Raw genomic sequence first — 17,538 nt, 5'->3', positions numbered from 1 at the left:
CTCCCGTCACCTCCTTAACGTAGGAAATCGAGTAGTGTCGGTTGAATGATTCGCGCACCGGCACTGAGTGCGGCCCGGTGAAGCGTCTCGTACGATTTGAGTTCCATGATGACTTTTTCCGCTTCGATGTCTTCGTTATCCGACATGACGGATTTCGCGATGATTTCTTGATCTTCAAGGCGTGACGCATTCAGTTCAAGACGATTGACGCGTGCTCCGAGATCCGCTCGTGTCTCGACCGTTTGATTCAGCATCGTGTCTAAATCCTTTAGCATCCCTGACAACTCGGCTCCATTGTTTGAGCTATCGACGGCTCCCGTGTCTGAGACACCACCAAGCGCATCATATAATTTTTTTAGTGTTGTAAACGTCTCTGCGCTAAACACGCTCGTCGGCGAGACATTGACCTGGACTTCGATTCCTGACGACACTTCATAGCGGATTACTTCGCTGTCTTTACCGCCCGGGTTTCCGTCCGTAAAGACCGTATCGACAGACTTACCAGGCGTCGCTAAATACTCTTTTAGACCTTCCATCGAAACGAACGGTTGATCCGTCTTCGTTCCGTTGAAGATGACTTTTTCATTGTATTTCGTGTTGGCGAGTGTCCCGATGTGTTCAATCAGCTGCCCGACCTCACTTTGAATTGCTTTTCGTTGTGTCGCGTCATACGTATCCGTTGCTGCTTGCGTCGTCAATTCACGAACACGACTCATCGCTGACGTCACTTCGTTCAGTGCCGAATCGGTTAAGTCCATCCAACCTGTCGCTTCGTTGACGTTCTTTTTGAACTGTTCGACTTCACGGACTTCTGTCCGGTAACGGATTCCTTGCATCGCGACGACGGGGTCTTCCGAGGGACGTTGGATTTTTTTACCGCTGATCAATTGCTCTTGTAATGTGCTTAATTTTTGGTAGCTTGACGATAAGTGTCCGATATTCGTTTTCGTCAGCATCGTTTGCGTTACTCTCATTTAGTCATCACCGTCCTACGATTCCCATACCGTTGATGATCTTATCGAGCATCTCATCAACCGTCGTGATATTACGCGCTGCCGCGTTGTAAGCATGTTGGTACTGAATCATCATCGTCATCTCTTCATCGATTGAGACAGCCGAGACTGACATACGGCGCTGTTCCGCGCTTTCCATCAAGACGGCCGAGCTTTGCCCGAGTCGCGCGACTTGGTCGGTCGCGACCGCCATGTCACCGATGACGTTTTGATAAAAGGAACCGATTGTCGTTGTCGTATCCGACTGGTCGAAACGAATGCTTGCCGTCTTCATGTTGGCGAGCTTCAAGGCACCGGCGCTGTCCCCGATGTTTCCATCCGTCGACGTCGCGATGTTATCGAGACTCCTCTTGATTTCGCTTCCTAGTGCGATCGTCTTCGCTGTGATCGGACCGTTGGATGAACCGAAAAATTCGTTTGTCCCATTCGTCCCGTCTTTTTTAAGATTCCCTGCGTGGGCTGTGTTGAAGGCTTCGGCAAATGTTGCTGCCATCTCATCGAGGTGCCCTTGCATGTTGACGTATTCGCCCGTTGCTTGACCATTCTCGACATGACCATACATCTCAATCAGACCGATTAGCCGTCCTGATGAGAAGCCGCCTGCTGTGTCAAATGAAATCGTTTGTGAATCTGTTTTAAACCCTGTATAGAGTCCGTTCGCATCGGTCGTGAACGTGAGTGTCCCGGCCTTCGGTAAATCCGAGTCGACTGCAAGCAACTTATCGCCGTTCGGTAGTTTAATCCGGACATCGATTCGTCCTTCTGCCGTTTTGACGGTATTTCCGAGCTGCCCTTGCTGGATCGCATCGCTGTCGACGGAGACTTTTTCAAAGTCGACATATTCAGCGAGCTCATCAAAGTAACGGTCCCGCTCATCGTATAGCGCATTCGGTAAGACGCCGAGCGGCTCAACCGTATGGATTTCCGCATTGATATTGTGAATTTTTTTGAACAAATCGTTGACTTTTTTCGTCGAGACGTCGATTTCGCTTTTCAGGTCGCCTTGCACTTGATTAAGCGCCTTCGCCATGTAGTTGAACGTTTGCGTCAAGGTTTCTGCTTTTTGACGGACGACACTGCGCGCCCCGGAATCTTGCGGATTCGTCGACAGTGTTTGAAGCGACTCCCAAAATCCATCAAAAGCTTTTGATAGACCGGTATCCGACGGTTCATTGATGATGTCTTCCATTCGGCCGAATGCCGCTTCTTTCGTACCATAGTACGATGTCTTCGTCGCTTCGTCGCGATACTGTTTATCGAGCATCACGTCACGCACCCGTTCAAGCAATTCCCCTTTGACCCCTGTGCCGATTTGCCCCATCTTGCCCGTTCCGATCGACATCGAGAGTTGCTCTGTCGTCGCCATGATTAAGCGCTGACGTGAAAAACCAGCCGTTCCGGCGTTCGCAATATTGTTTCCTGTGGATTGGAGCGCCCATTGGTTCGTCGTCAGTGCCCGACGTCCTGTCTCAAGCCCCATAAAAGTTGATGCCATTCGTCTACCTCCTTAAGCATTCCGGTTAAAGTGTGTGCGGTCGAGTGCGGACTGACCATATGTAAAATCATCGGCTTCCGGGATCAGCAATTGTAAGTGCCAATCGAGATAATGAAGCGATTGTTCGAGTAATTCAGCGTTCAAGTCGTTCAGTCGTTTGAGCTGACCGATCGTCTGTAACAAGCGGCGTAATGAAGCGACATCCTCCGGGTGATCTTGTAACCACTCGGTCATCGTCACCTGTCCCATCCGTTCAAGCCGTTGTTGTTCGAGCTGTTCAATCCGTTTCAGATGTACCGGTTCTTCTTTGACGATTTGTGAGAGTCGCTTCATATCATTTTGAATCAAAATTGTCTTTTTTTCTTTTGCAAGATCCAATAAAGCATCGTGCTCACTTACGAGTTGTTCAAGGATTTCCATCCGATTGCCTCCTCACAGTTTGCTCTTCATATAAAAAGCGACCCGCGCATCCGTGCCCCGAGTCGCCTCTACTGTCATAGTTGTCCCTCTTACAAGTTCAAAAAACGCTCCGCGATTTTTTTCGCGTCTGGTTTATAGGTTCCATCCTGAATGGCTTGACGAAGGGATTCGATTTTTTCGGTCCGTGATGTTGGTGTCTCATTGAAACGCGCACGCGCTTCACTCGAGATTGTCACTTCATCCGGCCGATTCGTACGTTTTGCTTCTGTTCCTTCTACTGCTTGATTTCTTTCGTACGCTTTAGGCATATTCACCCATTTCGTAGAATCAATTCGCATGTGAACACCTGCTTTCTAGATTACAAGATTCTTAATTCATGTTCGATACGTTCTCGGTTTCGAAGGGGCAGAAGAATCTAGCATCGCTTGGGCGAGGTCGCGTCGTAATTTCTCACGACAATCGGCACAGATCGTACCGTCACGGGTAGGTTTCCCGCAACTCTCACACGTGATTTCCATCTGTGTGATTTCTGACATCAGTAAACGCCCATCCCTAATGTACCGGAGGACTGTTTCTCGTTTGACCCCGACCGCTTGCTCAACATCAATAGGTGAGGTTCGGATTTTCCGCCGTTCTCGCAGGAACTCACGCACCTTCTCAAAATCAGTATGATCTTTCCTAATGCAATCGATGCACAGGTCAGAAGATTGACGAATAAATAATTTCCCGCAAGATTTGCAGTTTAATACATCCATTTCCTTCACCTCATTATGAATATCGGCAGAAATGAAGAATTCTTAAACACTTCGAAATAAAGTTACGGCAGAAATTTCTTTTGCACCTGCTTCATGTAGTCGCAAAGCCGCTTGATGCAAGGTCGTTCCCGTCGTATACACATCATCGACGAGTAAAATCGTTTTCCCCTCGACGGAAGTGATCACTTCATACGGATTGGCCCGAGACAGGCGCTCTCGCCTCGCCTTGCGACTTTGCGCCGGACCATCTGAACGTGCCAAACACAATGTGACCTTTCCACGCATCATCCGGGCGATGCCTTCCGCCTGATTGAAACGCCGTTCGCTCAGTCGCTCTCGACTGAGCGGAATCGGCACAATGAAATCCTGTTTCACTTTTACCTTCTTCAGCTCTTCTTTAAACACGTCCAACAGCGCCGTATCCCCTAAAAACTTATAGCGCTTCAAAAAATCCTTTGCGGTTGCCTCATATAAAAATAATGGGTCCGTCTTCAAATCATAACCGAGTCGCCGCCACTGCTGACAATCGCTGCAAAGGGTGAGACCCGGTTTTCCACAATCCGTGCATTCCCCTCTTTTTACAAACTTTATTTTACAGGTTCGACATACCGTTTGCCTAGTCCATACGTTCGACAATGACCAGCTCGGTAAAAAAAATTGTTGGCAAAGCAGACAATTCATCGGAAACCCTCCCGGTTCGCACGCTGAATATCAGCGATTGCTTCGTATAACGCATTCGATCGATCATTTGCGAAAAAGATGACGTCCCCACTCGGGAAATCGACATCTCGCCCGACACGTCCACTGATTTGAATCAATGCCGCTGCCGTAAACGACACGTCTGCATCGACGACCGCGACTTGGACATTCGAAAAGGTGACGCCACGTTCTAAAATCGTCGTCGTCAATAAAATCGTTGCTGTCGTCCGAAAGCGTTCGACCTTAACGATCCGGTCAGGATCTGCCGCGTGGACCGTTTCAGCCGTTAATCCCGCTTGTTCGAGTCGCTCCTGCCATAACGCGAGTACGGCAACGGTCGGCACAAAGACGAGTCGTGGTTTGTCTGCGTGACTGTGAAGCCATTCAATCAAATGGGCTGGTGTATAGGAAAAGTGGAGTTGCGGAACGGGTAACGGGAAGCCGTGATACCGCCGCATCAGGCGGACGGTCGGCAGGCGTTTGTTCCTAAAGGAAGGGGTTGCACTGAGAAGGATGAGTGATGCCGCGCGGCACATCACCCGTTTGACGTAGCGATGTAGCGTCCGGTCCGTACTATAGGGAAAGGCATCGACCTCATCGATGAAGACGACGTCAAAGCAAGCACGGTAATGAATCAATTGATGGGTCGTACTGATCGTAATATCTCCGAGCTGAAGACGTTCCTCCGAGCCGCCGAACAACGAGACGATTCGCGCGTCCAAAAAAGCACGTTTGACGTGTAACGTTAATTCTCGGACGACATCCGCCCGTGGCGTCGTGATGAGGACACGTTTCTTCAGACGCAGTGCCGTCTCGATGCCAGGAAACAGCATCGGTGTTTTTCCTGCACCGCAGACAGCGTGGACGAGCAAACGTCCTTGTTGCTCAATCGTTCGTTCAATCGCCGTCGCAATCCGTTGTTGGTCGGGTGTTAATGCGAGCGGCTCGTGCCGACTCGGCAGGACGGAGTCAAGCGGACGGGCATCTGTGACGAGCGTATCACACGTTCTTAATTTACCGAAGATGAGGCAGTGCCGACAATAGTAACAGCGTTTCCCGCATGTACATGGTCCGCGTGTCGGCAGTCCCCCGCATCGTTGACACCGCCATGTCACAGCAGGGTACCGACGTTCATTCGAACCAAGCGAAACCTTTACTTGATCGCTCGGAATCAGGCGTCCTCGAATATCCATGACTCACTCCCTTTCTTGATGAGACTCCCCCTCCTTTCGTCAGTCTTGCGTGCGCTTCCTGCCGGCAGTGTAAAGATGAGTCAAAAAAGAAAGAACATCCCATTGAAGTGATGTTCTTTCTCGGTGCAACACTTGTTTCATTAATCCGCTTTGTACCACGTGATCCCGATCGCACCAGGACCAAGGTGTGTCCCGATAACCGGACCGAACACGCTCATTTCAATTTGCGCTTTCGGGAACCGTTGCTCGAGCACTTCGATTTCAGCGCGTGCTTTGGCATCGTCTTCGGCATGGATGACACCGATGACATATCCTGCACCCTCATTATGAATCGTATCTTCCATCATCTCTTCAATCCGTTTAACCGCCCGTTTGAACGTCCGAATCTTTTCGAACGGAACGATTTTCCCATCGACGAAATGAAGAACCGGTTTAATCTTTAAGAAAGAACCAACGACGGCTTGCGTCATACTGAGACGTCCGCCCCGTTGTAAATGCTCTAAATCATCAACGACGAAATACGCACGAATCATCACTTTAAGATTTTCAAGACGTGCGACGATTTCTGTTGCCGTCGCCCCGGCATCACGCATCCGAACTGCCTCCTTCACTAAGAATGCTTGCGGCATACATGAAATTCGTGAGTCGACCGGGTGAACTTGAACGTGATCAACCATCATATTAATGGTATGTAAAGCTTGATACGTTCCACTAATCCCGCTTGATAACGTAATTCCGATGATATCCGTTCCCGCCGGTAGTCGTTCAAAGGCATCCGTGATGTCACCGATGTTCGGCTGCGAAGTCGTTGGCAGACTTCCCGTTTGAATCTTCGCATAAAACTCAGGGACTGAGATATCGAACCCTTCCCGGTATGCGTCACCATCAAAAATGACGCTGAGCGGTGCGACATGAACATTATTTTCTTCACAATAGGTAGTTGGCAGATAGGCTGTACTATCCGTTAAAATCACAATCTGGCTCATCCGTGAATTTCCTCGCTTTTAAGAGTTCCGTCGTGACTTGTAATTTTCTGACACGTCACAATCGTTATTAAGTGTATCATAGTTCATTTCGATACAAAAACAAAGACGGCGCCGCTTTGGCAACCGTCTTTTTATTATACGACGACGACCCAGCCGCGTCGGATTGCTTCGACGACAGCACCTGTCCGGTCGGGTACATTCATTTTCCGCAAAATTGAGGAAACATGATTTTTGACTGTTTTCTCACTGATATAGAGCGTATCACTAATCGCCCGGTTCGAGAAACCGTCAGCAAGCAACTGCAGTACTTCGCACTCACGACGCGTCAAGACGTGTAACGGCGCTTCCGCGACACGTTTTTCAATCGGTTGGGAAGACATCGTTTGTTTCATCTTCATCAAACGACGGTACTCTTGCAAAAGGTTTGGTGTGACTTTCGGGTGGACGTATCCCCCTTCGCGATAGACGGAACGAATCGCATTCACGAGTTCATCCGTCGCCATTTCTTTCAGAAGATAACCAACCGCTCCTGCGCCTAACGCGTGCATGACGTACGTTTCATCGTCATGAATCGACAAAATGATGACGCGGACATCCGGATGGACCTCCATGAGACGTTTTGTCGCTTCAACACCATTGACTTGCGGCATATTAATATCCATTAAGACGATATCCGGTTGATGGGCTTCGACGAGTGGAATCACTTCCGCTCCGCTCGCCCCTTCTGCGACAACGATGAATTCTTCTTCAAAATCAAGAATCCGTTTGACGCCTTCCCGGAATAACTGATGATCGTCGATGATGACTACTTTTACTTGCTCGTTATTCACTGTGTTTCCCCTCTCGCTTCGGATTCTTCGATCGGAATCCCTACCTTGATGACCGTCCCTTTATCTGGTTTCGTTTCGATTTCAAACGAACCATCAATCAATTCAATTCGCTCACGCATGCCAACAAGTCCAAACGACTCATCGCACGAAGCAAAAATTTCATCAAAGTCAAACCCGATCCCATTGTCCTTCACATGAATACGGACAGAATGTTGATACTGTTCTATGATAATACGAATATCACTCGCTTTGGAATGCTTAACTGCATTTTGGACGGCTTCTTGAACAATTCGGAAGACAGCGACTTCATACGTCGACTCAATCCGCTCCCCACCGCCAAGATAATTAAAATGAATCGGAATGTTCGAAATTTCCTGCATATGACGAAGATAACGCTCGAGTGTCGGAACAAATCCAAGATCATCGAGTGTCATCGGACGTAAATCATAAATGATCCGGCGAATATCCGCGAGCCCGTCACGAATCAAGATCCGGAGGCGATGTATTTCTTCAAAGGCTGCTTCTGCTCCGTTATGCTGGTGAATCTTTTCAATCAAATCTGCACGAATCAAAACGTGAGCAAGCGTTTGTGCTGGTCCATCGTGCATGTCTCGAGATAAGCGCCGTCGCTCATTCTCAGCCGACTGAAATACTTTTAAACCCATCTCTTGTTTTTGCATCGCCTTTTCATACTTTTCATTCATGACCTGCATATCGTCCGTCAAAAAATTCAGGACAACCGAGACGCGACTGATCAGCATATCGGCTCGCTCAATCGTCTCATCAAGGTGGACTAAGCGACGCTCGAGTTCATCCCGCCGCTTTCGGCAGTTCATTTCATCCCGTTGGTTGATGAACGACTCGAGTTGAAGGGCATTCGCCGTTTCGTAGGCGCTTCTGACGTCTTGTTCGGAGTAATGATCGAAGTTCTTGCTGACGACGACGAGTCGTGCTTTTGAATCCTTGATCAGTCGTTCCAGTCGTTCGGCTTCTTTAATATAGTCATGAACACGCGTCTTCAAATCCCGTAACTCCTGTTGGATTTCTGCGTATTGTTCTCTTGAATCTTCTGTAATTCGAACGATTTCTTCCCGACTTTCTTCTACGACACCAATGATGTTCTGTACGATATCATTCAAGGACAGCCGCTCCCTCATCTCATTCGTCATGCTACTCCCTCCAGTCCCCCGTGGTTGTCTCTCTCCCGATTCGTCGTTATGCTAGAAAGAACTAGTTAACGAGGAGGACATTTTTGATTATGTCATTATTTAATTATTATACAGTAAAAGAAAATGGTTTCCATGAAATCATTATACAAAAGTCACGATTTATTACATATTTAGCACGCGCTACCTCTGAGCAAGAAGCACAGGGCTTCATCACGGCGATTAAAAAGCAACACCATGACGCCAATCACAATTGTTCAGCGTACGTCATCGGTGAACGAAATGACATTCAAAAAGCGAATGATGATGGTGAACCGAGTGGAACGGCCGGCGTTCCGATGCTCGAAGTGTTGAAAAAACGTAATCTCCGGAATACGGTTGTCGTCGTCACCCGCTACTTCGGAGGAATCAAGCTCGGTGGCGGTGGTTTAATCCGTGCTTACGGCACAAGTGTCTCAGAAGGATTGAATACAATCGGCGTCATCGAACGCGTTTCCCACGACCTCCTTGAAGTGACGGTCGATTACACATGGCTCGGAAAATTAGAAAATGAACTCCGGGCGACGCGTCACCTCATCGACCAAATCCATTACCTCGATCATGTTCAAATCGACGTCCTCGTCAATTCAGACGATGTCGCCCCATTCATCGAGTGGATGACGAACTTGACGAATGGGCAAGCGAAGATACACGAAAATGGTTCTCGCTACATCGAGCACGATGTGACCTGACGTGACATTCTGTCTCGACCTGCTATACTGTTTGTAAAGAATTTAAAAGTTTTTTAATTATTCAGTAAAGTTAGGGGCAATGAACAGTGGAGGATTCTACACGATCTCGTTCTAATAACCGAAAATCAAAACGCTCTTGGTTTAAGATTTTCGTCACCGTATTTCTCATCGTCTTAGTCACAGGTGGCGCTACGTTCGCCTACGTCGCATATAAAACCTTTCAAACAGCCAACAAAACAGAAGTAAAATTATCCCGTGGTGAAAAATCAGAAAAACGTCCAGCGGCCGTCGATTTGACGAAAGATCATTTCTCCGTCCTGCTCGTCGGGACGGACGAACGCCCTGGTGACACTGCTTCACGATCAGACACGATGATTGTCGCCACCTTCAACAAAGCGGAAAAGAAAGTCAGCATGTTGAGTATCCCCCGGGATTCCCTCGTCATGATTCCGTCTGTCGGCTACGAAGATAAAATTAATCACTCGTATGCGTTCGGAGGAATCGATTCAACGATTGAGACGGTCGAGAACTTGCTCGATATCCCAATCGACTATTATGGCTCAATCAACTTTAATGGTGTCGTCGCGATTGTCGATGCAATTGGCGGAGTCGACGTCGACGTCAAGTTGCCGATCGACACACTCGATTCATCTGATCAACAGAGCGGCGTCAAGCTCGATCCCGGCGTTCAGACATTAACCGGTGAAGAAGCACTCGCCTATGCCCGGATGCGCTACGAAGATCCCGAAGGTGACATCGGCCGTACAAAACGCCAACAACAAATTTTACAAGCCATCATCGATGAATCGACTTCGCTCGGTTCAATCACAAAGTTGAATCAATTGATGCAAGCGACCGGCGATAACTTCCAAACGAACATGTCGTTAACGGAAGCATTCCAGCTGCAGCCGTTCATCAAGTCACTCGCGACCGTCAACCGGATCGACTTAGAAGGATCGGATGCCCGAATCAACGGCGGCTATTACTACAAGCTGGATGAAGAGTCGCTCCAAGAAGCAAAAAACATGTTAAAAGAACAACTCGCTCTGCCGACGAACCAGGCAAGTGAGGCATCAGCTGACGATTCAGGGACAAAAGATGATACGTCGACTGAAGCAAACTGACTTTGAGGCGTTGTTCGCATTACAAAAACGTGCTTATCAAATAGAGGCGGAGTTAATCGGTACGACCGATTTTCCACCTTTGCGCCAAACATCGGCTGAATTGACGCAAGAAGCTCCGCTCGGTTACGTCTTGACGTCCGAATCCGGACTCATCGGTTGCCTGACGTATTCCGATCGGACGATTACACGTCTGCTCGTCGCACCCGATTTTTTCCGGCAAGGTGTCGCCTCTCGTTTACTGCACCATGCGCTTGCAGCAGAGGATCTGCAGTTCGTCTCAACGGCAAAATTGAACGCGCCGGCGATTGCGCTTTATCATCAATTCGGTTTCATCGAAGACGCGACGACCGTCCGGCAAGACATCGCCCTCGTCCACCTCAAGCGTAAGACTGGAAACAATGGAGCTGACTCATAAGTCAGAGTAAAATCAATCCTTATGTCGTACGTTTCCGACAACAATCAAATGGCCGATGATTCTCTCTTTTATGGAATCATCGGCCATTTCTATTTCCGTACTTTTCGCTCATGCCGTCTTGAAACCTATCCAAGTCACATATGGAAAAGTTCGCATTCCTTGTCCAAAACGATTACGCGCTGTCTATTAGAAAGACAGCGCGTTCAGGCTGTAGACAAAGTGCCATCGGGAGATCAAGCGTCTTTTTTCGTTGCTTTCCTCGGGCGAGGCGCAAGCCGTTGCTCCTTGATCCTAACGGACAAGAAGCAGGGTCTTGCCTGCCTCTAAAAGTGCGTTAAAAACGCACTTCTCCCCGCAGGAGTCAACGAAACGTGACGCTTTTTAGGTAACACTATGACGGAAATCCAGTCATGCAGACGGTTTAGGGCGCAATCTGTCTCGAATCGCTTTTAAAGCGAAAAGCAATCGGTCGCGACCCTGCAGCTTTGCTGTAGAGGCGCGGAAGATTGCCGCTTTGAAGACGAGGCGAGACAGGGAAGCGCGACCGGATTGTCTCTCGTTATCGCATGTTGACGCTTCATAAGAGTTTGTCTACACGCTGTACGCGCTGTCTATTAGAAAGACAGGGCGTTTTTAGTTTGTATCATACCTAGATGAAGTAACGGCCGGTTAGACACTCCTCTGTGTTAAGCGAGACCAATCCCGCTTAACACCATTCCAATCACTGCTCCAAGTAAAACGATGCGTAACGGCGACTGGTTATAAAAACGAAGTAAACAAAAGAGCCCGAAGGCGACGAAGAAATCGAGACCCGTCTCGACGCTCGATGTAAAGATGGGGTCATATAGGGCGGCTAACAACAAACCAACGACTGCTGCATTGACGCCGATCAACATCCGTCCGACTTGTTTATTCATCCGGACGCGATCCCAAAACGGGACGACGCCAATCACGAGCAGAAAACCGGGTAAAAAAATCGCCAATGTCGCGAGCAGACCACCCGACACACCTGAAATGACCGTCCCGAGGTAGGTCGCAAATGTAAAGAGTGGACCGGGAACGGCCTGGGCCGCGGCATACCCCGCCAGAAAGTTCGTTCCGTCCATAAATCCTGGTACGAGTGCCTGGTTGAGAAACGGTAAGACGACGTGACCGCCCCCAAACACGAGTGCACCGGCATTGTACATGATGCTCGCAAGCTGCACGTTTCCCGTCGCCACCGTTGCTAAAATTGGTGTCGCGACTAACAAACCGAAAAAGAGTATGAGCGCACTGATGCTCCACACGCGTGATACGTGAATGGCTAACGGTTGACCAGATTGTGGTTCAACTTTAAACAAGAGTAATCCGAACAATGCCGCCAGTAGTAAGACACCGACTTGCGCAAGCGGATGATCGAAGATTAAGACACCTGCAAGCGCAAGCAACATCAACGCTAACCGCTTCGGTCCAACAGCAAGCTTTATCCCCATTCCGAGTACAGCATCGGCAACAATCGCCACCGCGACGAGTTTCAGACCGTGAATGAATCCCGCATCGGTCAAATCGTAAGTTGTCGCAAGCAGTGCGAACATGATCAATAACAGACTCGACGGTAATGTAAACCCGATAAAGGAAATGATTGCACCGACGACGCCACCACGAATCAACCCGATTCCCATCCCGACTTGACTCGATGCCGGACCGGGAAGAAACTGGCAAAGTGCCACAAGATCGGCGTAGCCTTTCTCGTCAATCCACTTCCTTCGTTTGACGTATTCTTCATAAAAGTATCCGAGATGCGCGACAGGACCTCCGAACGATGTCAAGCCGAGCTTCAAAGAGACGATGAAGATTTCTATCCATCTACTCATTTCTCCACCTCCAACACCTAGTATACGAAACGTTTGTAAATTTTTTGTGACAGCTTACAATTCAGTCGACTTTTGTTTTCCGTATGTCCCCTTTCTCCACAATGCTTCGATTGGCCCTTGGTGATGGTGTCGCAAATACCAACGCGAGAAAAACGTTTGGCAGGCTAATAAGATGAGAGCTCCTAACGTCCCTTGCCACAGCGGAATCGTGCCGTATGTCCCGGATAAGAAAACAAGGACTGTAAAAACGAGTGTGTGCGTCAAATAATTCGTCAACGCCATCCGTCCGAGCAAGCGGAACCCTTCCATTCGCAACCCGGCTCGAACGACCAAGGCGATGCCTGTCGCATAAGTAATGGCGAGCGTCCGTCCGGATAACCAGACGAAAAAGTAATTGATTAGTCCATCTGCAACCTGCCCTTGGTGAACGCGAATAATTTGCGTTAGTGCAGGGAGTGACAAAATCAAGCTTACGAGGAACCCTACGATGAGTAATCGTGTTGTCGGTGGCCGCACTGAAAAGCGTTCCATCAAATAGGCGCCGATTAAAAAGAGAGATAAAATTTCCGGCCAAAGCATCAACGTATTTCCGAGTGCATCCGGCAATTGGACGGTCGCATGATAAATGAAATAACCTCCGAGATCACGTCCAGCAACAAGATCGGTCAATCGACCGTCCGGTTCAATGATGGAACGATCGCCTTCTGATTGAGCAAAGAGATAAATTGAAAGATAGAGAGAGACCGTATACAGTTGGAGGGCAAGACCGATGAAGAGTTTGGTCAGCGGTCGTGTTTTGACGAAGAGCAACAAAAGGAATCCGCAAAACGCATACGTTTGGAGAATGTCACCTTCCCAAAACAATAAATGAATGAGACCGATCGCAAATAAAATCGTCAAACGGCGAACAAAAATCCACAACGAACGCTTTTTTTGACGGAGCCGGTCGATGAAGAGGATAAAGCCAGCACCAAACAACGCGCTGAACAACGTATAAAACTTCGTTTGAATGAACAAATCAAAGAAAAGCCGGAGCAATCGGTCGACTTGTCCCATATCGGACACGAACCGTTCCCCGAGAAAACTCGGCATGTTGACGAGCAAAATCCCACACAGTGCAAAACCACGGAGGACATCCAAATAAATAATCCGTTCTTTTTCCGCTATCGGATTCATAATAGTCTCCTTAATCGTCAATCAGCCGCCCAAAAATCAAATTTTGAGCGGCTGATTGGTCATTTTGATGTAAGTCGTTCGAGTAAATTCAATAACGGACGATAGCGTTCGCCAAGTAGTCCCAGCGATTCGACTAAGATATCGAGCACAATCAATAACATGATTAACGAAACGAGTGCCCCGACGGAATTCGTTTGTGAAAATAAAATCGCCGTCATGCCGAAAATCGCACACAACCCATAAATCACGAGCACAGCTTGGCGCATCGTAAATCCAAGATCGAGCAGACGATGATGCAGGTGGGCTTTGTCTGGTGCGAACGGTGGTTTCCCTTGAAGAACACGCCGGACGATTGCAAACAACGTGTCGGAGATCGGAATCCCGAGCAAGATGACGGGAACGGCAAGCGAGAACAAGGTCACGTTTTTAAAACCGAGTAACGATAAGACACCAAGCATGTATCCAAGGAACAATGCCCCTGTATCCCCCATGAAAATCTTCGCCGGATAAAAATTGTGGAACAAAAAGCCGAGCGTGCTCATCAAGAGTAAAATTGCGACGATCGTCACGTAAACATTTCCTTGGATGACAGCGAGGCTGATCAACGTCAACAACACGATGCTCGAGACACCGGCTGCGAGTCCATCCAGTCCATCAATCAAGTTGACGGCATTCGTAATCCCGATGACCCAAAGAAACGTCAACGGCACACTCCACCAACCGAGAAACAGTTGCTGGTCAAACGGCAAGTTGATGAATTCGATTCGAATACCTCCATTTAAGACGATGACGGCAGCAACAATTTGTCCCATCAGTTTCAACCGGGCATTCAATTGGAATCGGTCGTCGAAGGCCCCCGTCAAAATGATGACGAATCCTCCGACTAGAATATGAGTCGCATAGGGACTCGAAGGTTGCAAAATAAAATAGCCAATCATGAACGCGATATAAATCGCCAAACCACCTAGACGTGGCATGATTCGCACATGTACTTTTCGCGCGTCCGGACTGTCAACGGCACCGACTGCAATCGCAAAGCGTTTTACGACGGGTGTGATCAGTAAGGCCGCGATAAAACAGACGATGGACGCAGTCCATAACATAATAACATCACGCTCCTGCGCGAATTATATCATAAAAAAAAAGAGCCGACGAGCGGCTCACATGAAGATTGGGACTTCAGCAGACGGATCATATGTATAAATCCCACGGCCAACCTTTTTGATTGCCGGGTTCGCTTGCTCGACTTTCGCCATCAATTGATAGATGTTACTGATTTGATGACGGTAACGTAATTCAAGTTCCATTTGAATGTCACGTGCCGACATCGATTCACGTTCACGCATCAAATCACTGATTTGGTGGACGTACACTTCAAGCGGGTAACGCTGATTGACACGCCGTTGTTTTAGAGGGCGTTCTTGTGCTACGGCGATTTCTTTTGAATACTCTCCAGCACCACGACTCAACTCTGCAATCAAGTATTCTGCACGCCGTTGAAGACGGCGGTATTCCTCTTCAATCTCCATCAACTCACGATAAATGTGTTCACTCGTTCCCATGTTTACCCTACCTTCCAAAATTAAACATAAATATTTCAATTATGTTTCAATTGTATGTTTATTGAAATATTACAGACTATAAATTGTCTGTGTAATATATAATTTTTTTAAATATTTAATTATCCTGTAATATTTTCATCAAACACCCGATACAATGGTTACACCTCATATTAACAGAAAGGAGCTAGAACGGAACATATAAATTATAAATTAAACTATCTCAAAAGCACTTATTTTATTCGTAAAGGTGTTCTAACTATTGATTTTACACAAAAGGAGACTGGAAAATTAATGGACAAATTAACTAAAATATTGTCGTTTGCACTAGTACTTTTGCTTCTACTCACGGTTGCGTTTCCGTCTTCTTTAGTATCGGCAGCTAGCGGTACTTCTTTTACGAAAACGACTTATAAAACAACAGATTCTTTAAATCTTCGGACATCCAATACAACCACGTCGAAAAAGTTGACGACGATTCCGAAAAACACACAGATCAGCTCCTCTTATCGTAAAGGGAATTGGTACAAACTGTCTTATCAAGGAAAGACGGGCTACGTGCTAGGAACATACTTAAAGAAAGTCGCCACGGGGACTACTTTCGCGAAGACAACTTATCAAACAACCGCAGCACTTTCTTTACGCAAAGCAGCGACGACTTCTTCAACACGGCTGTTGACGATTCCAACAGGTAAAAAAATCAGCTCAAGCTATAAAGACGGAAACTGGTACAAAGTCACGTACAGTAATAAAACCGGCTACGTCTCCGGCTCTTACTTAAAAAAAGTCACGGCTTCGACAACATCGAAAACGACTGCTTATACAACAACCGAACGGTTAAATCTTCGTACCGCACCGAGTGCATCCGGGAAACTGATCTTGACGATTCCGAAAGCTCACATCGTTCAGTCGCTATCTACAAGTGGCGCGTGGCATAAAGTGACCTATAACGGATCGACGGGTTATGTCATCGGTACTTACTTGAAAAAAGGGACTTCTTCTCCCGCCTCTTCTTCCACGGCGAGCGTCGATTACAGCGGTTCAAAAATGTATGTCCTCATCAGCTCAGGTAGTACGGTCACATTACGCTCCGGTCCGTCTTCTTCAAGCAGCCAACTCGCTCGTCTCGGACGCGGTACGCCGGTCGTCGTCTCAAACAGTACACATAAAACACGTGGTTATGTCGCGGTCAAGACAGCGGACGGACGCTCCGGTTATGTCGAGTCGATGTATTTAACCCTCTTTCAACCCGCTCCTTCGAATCGACCATTGATCGTCCTTGATCCTGGTCATGGCGGTTATGATCCCGGTGCTACACGGGCCGGACTAACAGAACGCGATATCGTCCTCGCCGTCGCGCGTCAGGTCGCAAGCCTTCTCGAAGGAAAAGTCGATTTACAATTAACGCGGTATACGAATGACTATTATCCGACATTGACCGACCGGAGCGTCATGGCGAACTCACATGCAACTGCTCGATTCGTCAGCATCCATATTAATGCCTCAAACGCTACGAGCGCTTCCGGTGCCGAAAACTATTACTATAACGGATCAACATCCATTCAGTTAGCAAATGCGATTCAACAACGGCTGGTCAGTTATGCCGGTATGCGAAATCGCGGTGTGGATTTCGGTAACTTAGCGGTCATCCGAGGCACGAATGCTCCCGCCGTTTTGACAGAACTCGGATTTCTTTCAAACAGCACGGATCGTTCGAAATTAACGAACGCTGCCTATCAGGCACGTTACGCACAAGCGATCGCAGATGGAATTCTCGCGACACTTTAATTTTCCACAACACTTCGAGCCGACTAAAAAATATGACATACAATCACAAAAAAGGATTGCCATCTACCGATGCGCAATCCTTTTAGCGTTCAGCGTGTAGACAAACTATTAAAAAGCGTAAACATATGGTATGGAAATGCAATCCGTTCGCGCTTCCCTGTCTCGCCTCGTCTTCAAAGCGGCAATCTTCCGCGCCGCTACAGCAAAGCTGCAGGGTCGCGACCGATTGCTTTTCGCGGTTCTAAGCGATTCGAAACGGATTGCGCTCTAAAACGTCTCCATGCCCGGCTTTTTGGTCACGGTATTAGCTAAAAAGCGTCATATTTCGTTGACTC

Annotated in this window: 18 protein-coding genes; 4 read left to right on the top strand and 14 right to left on the bottom strand. The window is 47.9% G+C overall.

What is annotated here, in order from left to right:
• Positions 1–14 precede the first annotated feature (14 nt).
• The 10 genes from flgL to KNQ05_RS00835 all read right to left on the bottom strand — a co-directional run bounded on the left by flgL (position 15) and on the right by KNQ05_RS00835 (position 8,560).
• Positions 15–974, bottom strand: coding sequence for a flagellar hook-associated protein FlgL (gene flgL, locus KNQ05_RS00880; RefSeq protein ID WP_214768854.1), 960 nt, complete (start codon positions 972–974; stop codon positions 15–17).
• Positions 975–981: 7 nt separating this feature from the next.
• The gene (gene flgK / locus KNQ05_RS00875) at positions 982–2,508 is read right to left on the bottom strand and encodes a flagellar hook-associated protein FlgK (protein ID WP_214768855.1); all 1,527 of its coding nucleotides are present in this window, start codon (positions 2,506–2,508) and stop codon (positions 982–984) included.
• A gap of 12 nt (positions 2,509–2,520) precedes the next feature.
• Positions 2,521–2,928 carry a flagellar protein FlgN gene (locus KNQ05_RS00870; protein ID WP_088837792.1) on the bottom strand — a complete coding sequence of 136 codons (408 nt, stop codon included), beginning with the start codon at positions 2,926–2,928 and terminating at the stop codon, positions 2,521–2,523.
• An 89-nt stretch (positions 2,929–3,017) separates the two neighbouring features.
• Positions 3,018–3,266, bottom strand: a complete 249-nt coding sequence (flgM, locus tag KNQ05_RS00865; RefSeq protein ID WP_088837793.1) for a flagellar biosynthesis anti-sigma factor FlgM — start codon at positions 3,264–3,266, stop codon at positions 3,018–3,020.
• A 36-nt stretch (positions 3,267–3,302) separates the two neighbouring features.
• Complete coding sequence (locus tag KNQ05_RS00860) at positions 3,303–3,464, bottom strand: hypothetical protein (protein ID WP_157898496.1); 162 nt, start codon at positions 3,462–3,464, stop codon at positions 3,303–3,305.
• Positions 3,465–3,725: 261 nt separating this feature from the next.
• On the bottom strand, positions 3,726–4,088 hold the full coding sequence (locus KNQ05_RS15635; RefSeq protein WP_353048309.1) for a ComF family protein: 363 nt from the start codon (positions 4,086–4,088) through the stop codon (positions 3,726–3,728).
• A gap of 272 nt (positions 4,089–4,360) precedes the next feature.
• A complete protein-coding gene (locus tag KNQ05_RS00850; protein WP_214768857.1) occupies positions 4,361–5,575 on the bottom strand; it encodes a helicase-related protein in 1,215 nt (404 codons plus the stop codon).
• A 140-nt stretch (positions 5,576–5,715) separates the two neighbouring features.
• Positions 5,716–6,561 carry a DegV family protein gene (locus tag KNQ05_RS00845; protein WP_088837797.1) on the bottom strand — a complete coding sequence of 282 codons (846 nt, stop codon included), beginning with the start codon at positions 6,559–6,561 and terminating at the stop codon, positions 5,716–5,718.
• 134 nt (positions 6,562–6,695) lie between these two features.
• Positions 6,696–7,391 carry a response regulator gene (locus KNQ05_RS00840; protein ID WP_088837798.1) on the bottom strand — a complete coding sequence of 232 codons (696 nt, stop codon included), beginning with the start codon at positions 7,389–7,391 and terminating at the stop codon, positions 6,696–6,698.
• Positions 7,388–8,560, bottom strand: a complete 1,173-nt coding sequence (locus KNQ05_RS00835) for a sensor histidine kinase (protein ID WP_088837799.1) — start codon at positions 8,558–8,560, stop codon at positions 7,388–7,390. Before KNQ05_RS00835 ends, KNQ05_RS00840 begins: the two co-directional genes overlap by 4 nt.
• Positions 8,561–8,649: 89 nt before the next feature.
• Here KNQ05_RS00835 and KNQ05_RS00830 point away from each other — a divergent pair, with 89 nt between their 5' ends.
• The 3 genes from KNQ05_RS00830 to KNQ05_RS00820 all read left to right on the top strand — a co-directional run bounded on the left by KNQ05_RS00830 (position 8,650) and on the right by KNQ05_RS00820 (position 10,827).
• Entirely contained in the window at positions 8,650–9,288 is a 639-nt protein-coding gene (locus KNQ05_RS00830) for a YigZ family protein (protein ID WP_088837800.1), read from the top strand.
• A gap of 86 nt (positions 9,289–9,374) precedes the next feature.
• Complete coding sequence (locus KNQ05_RS00825; protein ID WP_214804290.1) at positions 9,375–10,412, top strand: LCP family protein; 1,038 nt, start codon at positions 9,375–9,377, stop codon at positions 10,410–10,412.
• A complete protein-coding gene (locus tag KNQ05_RS00820) occupies positions 10,387–10,827 on the top strand; it encodes a GNAT family N-acetyltransferase (protein ID WP_088837802.1) in 441 nt (146 codons plus the stop codon). Before KNQ05_RS00825 ends, KNQ05_RS00820 begins: the two co-directional genes overlap by 26 nt.
• A 686-nt stretch (positions 10,828–11,513) precedes the next feature.
• Here KNQ05_RS00820 and chrA read toward each other — a convergent pair.
• Genes chrA through KNQ05_RS00800 form a run of 4 tightly spaced genes read right to left on the bottom strand, consistent with a single transcriptional unit; the run spans position 11,514 to position 15,418 of the window.
• Entirely contained in the window at positions 11,514–12,680 is a 1,167-nt protein-coding gene (gene chrA / locus KNQ05_RS00815; RefSeq protein ID WP_214804289.1) for a chromate efflux transporter, read from the bottom strand.
• A gap of 54 nt (positions 12,681–12,734) precedes the next feature.
• Entirely contained in the window at positions 12,735–13,856 is a 1,122-nt protein-coding gene (locus KNQ05_RS00810; protein WP_214804288.1) for a DUF418 domain-containing protein, read from the bottom strand.
• A 59-nt stretch (positions 13,857–13,915) separates the two neighbouring features.
• Positions 13,916–14,959, bottom strand: coding sequence for a glycosyltransferase family 4 protein (locus tag KNQ05_RS00805; RefSeq protein WP_214766783.1), 1,044 nt, complete (start codon positions 14,957–14,959; stop codon positions 13,916–13,918).
• Between the two features lie 57 nt (positions 14,960–15,016).
• Positions 15,017–15,418 (bottom strand): Rok-like winged helix domain-containing protein, encoded by a 402-nt coding sequence (locus KNQ05_RS00800; RefSeq protein ID WP_029331484.1) that lies wholly within the window; start codon positions 15,416–15,418, stop codon positions 15,017–15,019.
• Between the two features lie 291 nt (positions 15,419–15,709).
• Here KNQ05_RS00800 and KNQ05_RS00795 point away from each other — a divergent pair, with 291 nt between their 5' ends.
• Complete coding sequence (locus KNQ05_RS00795) at positions 15,710–17,203, top strand: N-acetylmuramoyl-L-alanine amidase (protein WP_214804287.1); 1,494 nt, start codon at positions 15,710–15,712, stop codon at positions 17,201–17,203.
• The last annotated feature ends 335 nt before the right edge of the window (positions 17,204–17,538 follow it).

The sequence above is a fragment of the Exiguobacterium sp. s125 genome (assembly GCF_018618605.1).
Taxonomy (GTDB): Bacteria; Bacillota; Bacilli; order Exiguobacteriales; family Exiguobacteriaceae; genus Exiguobacterium_A; species Exiguobacterium_A oxidotolerans.
This window is presented reverse-complemented; position numbering and strand designations above follow the sequence as displayed.

What these genes read in the sequence shown, in the direction of transcription:
- KNQ05_RS00820 (WP_088837802.1), top strand. Translation starts at nt 10,387, where the DNA reads ATGATACGTCGACTGAAGCAAACTGACTTTGAGGCGTTGTTCGCATTA.
- KNQ05_RS00850 (WP_214768857.1), bottom strand. Translation starts at nt 5,575, where the DNA reads ATGGATATTCGAGGACGCCTGATTCCGAGCGATCAAGTAAAGGTTTCG.
- KNQ05_RS00810 (WP_214804288.1), bottom strand. Translation starts at nt 13,856, where the DNA reads ATGAATCCGATAGCGGAAAAAGAACGGATTATTTATTTGGATGTCCTC.
- chrA (WP_214804289.1), bottom strand. Translation starts at nt 12,680, where the DNA reads ATGAGTAGATGGATAGAAATCTTCATCGTCTCTTTGAAGCTCGGCTTG.
- flgL (WP_214768854.1), bottom strand. Translation starts at nt 974, where the DNA reads ATGAGAGTAACGCAAACGATGCTGACGAAAACGAATATCGGACACTTA.
- KNQ05_RS00870 (WP_088837792.1), bottom strand. Translation starts at nt 2,928, where the DNA reads ATGGAAATCCTTGAACAACTCGTAAGTGAGCACGATGCTTTATTGGAT.
- KNQ05_RS00860 (WP_157898496.1), bottom strand. Translation starts at nt 3,464, where the DNA reads ATGTCAGAAATCACACAGATGGAAATCACGTGTGAGAGTTGCGGGAAA.
- flgM (WP_088837793.1), bottom strand. Translation starts at nt 3,266, where the DNA reads ATGCGAATTGATTCTACGAAATGGGTGAATATGCCTAAAGCGTACGAA.
- KNQ05_RS00795 (WP_214804287.1), top strand. Translation starts at nt 15,710, where the DNA reads ATGGACAAATTAACTAAAATATTGTCGTTTGCACTAGTACTTTTGCTT.
- KNQ05_RS00800 (WP_029331484.1), bottom strand. Translation starts at nt 15,418, where the DNA reads ATGGGAACGAGTGAACACATTTATCGTGAGTTGATGGAGATTGAAGAG.
- flgK (WP_214768855.1), bottom strand. Translation starts at nt 2,508, where the DNA reads ATGGCATCAACTTTTATGGGGCTTGAGACAGGACGTCGGGCACTGACG.
- KNQ05_RS00805 (WP_214766783.1), bottom strand. Translation starts at nt 14,959, where the DNA reads ATGTTATGGACTGCGTCCATCGTCTGTTTTATCGCGGCCTTACTGATC.
- KNQ05_RS00835 (WP_088837799.1), bottom strand. Translation starts at nt 8,560, where the DNA reads ATGACGAATGAGATGAGGGAGCGGCTGTCCTTGAATGATATCGTACAG.
- KNQ05_RS00830 (WP_088837800.1), top strand. Translation starts at nt 8,650, where the DNA reads ATGTCATTATTTAATTATTATACAGTAAAAGAAAATGGTTTCCATGAA.
- KNQ05_RS00845 (WP_088837797.1), bottom strand. Translation starts at nt 6,561, where the DNA reads ATGAGCCAGATTGTGATTTTAACGGATAGTACAGCCTATCTGCCAACT.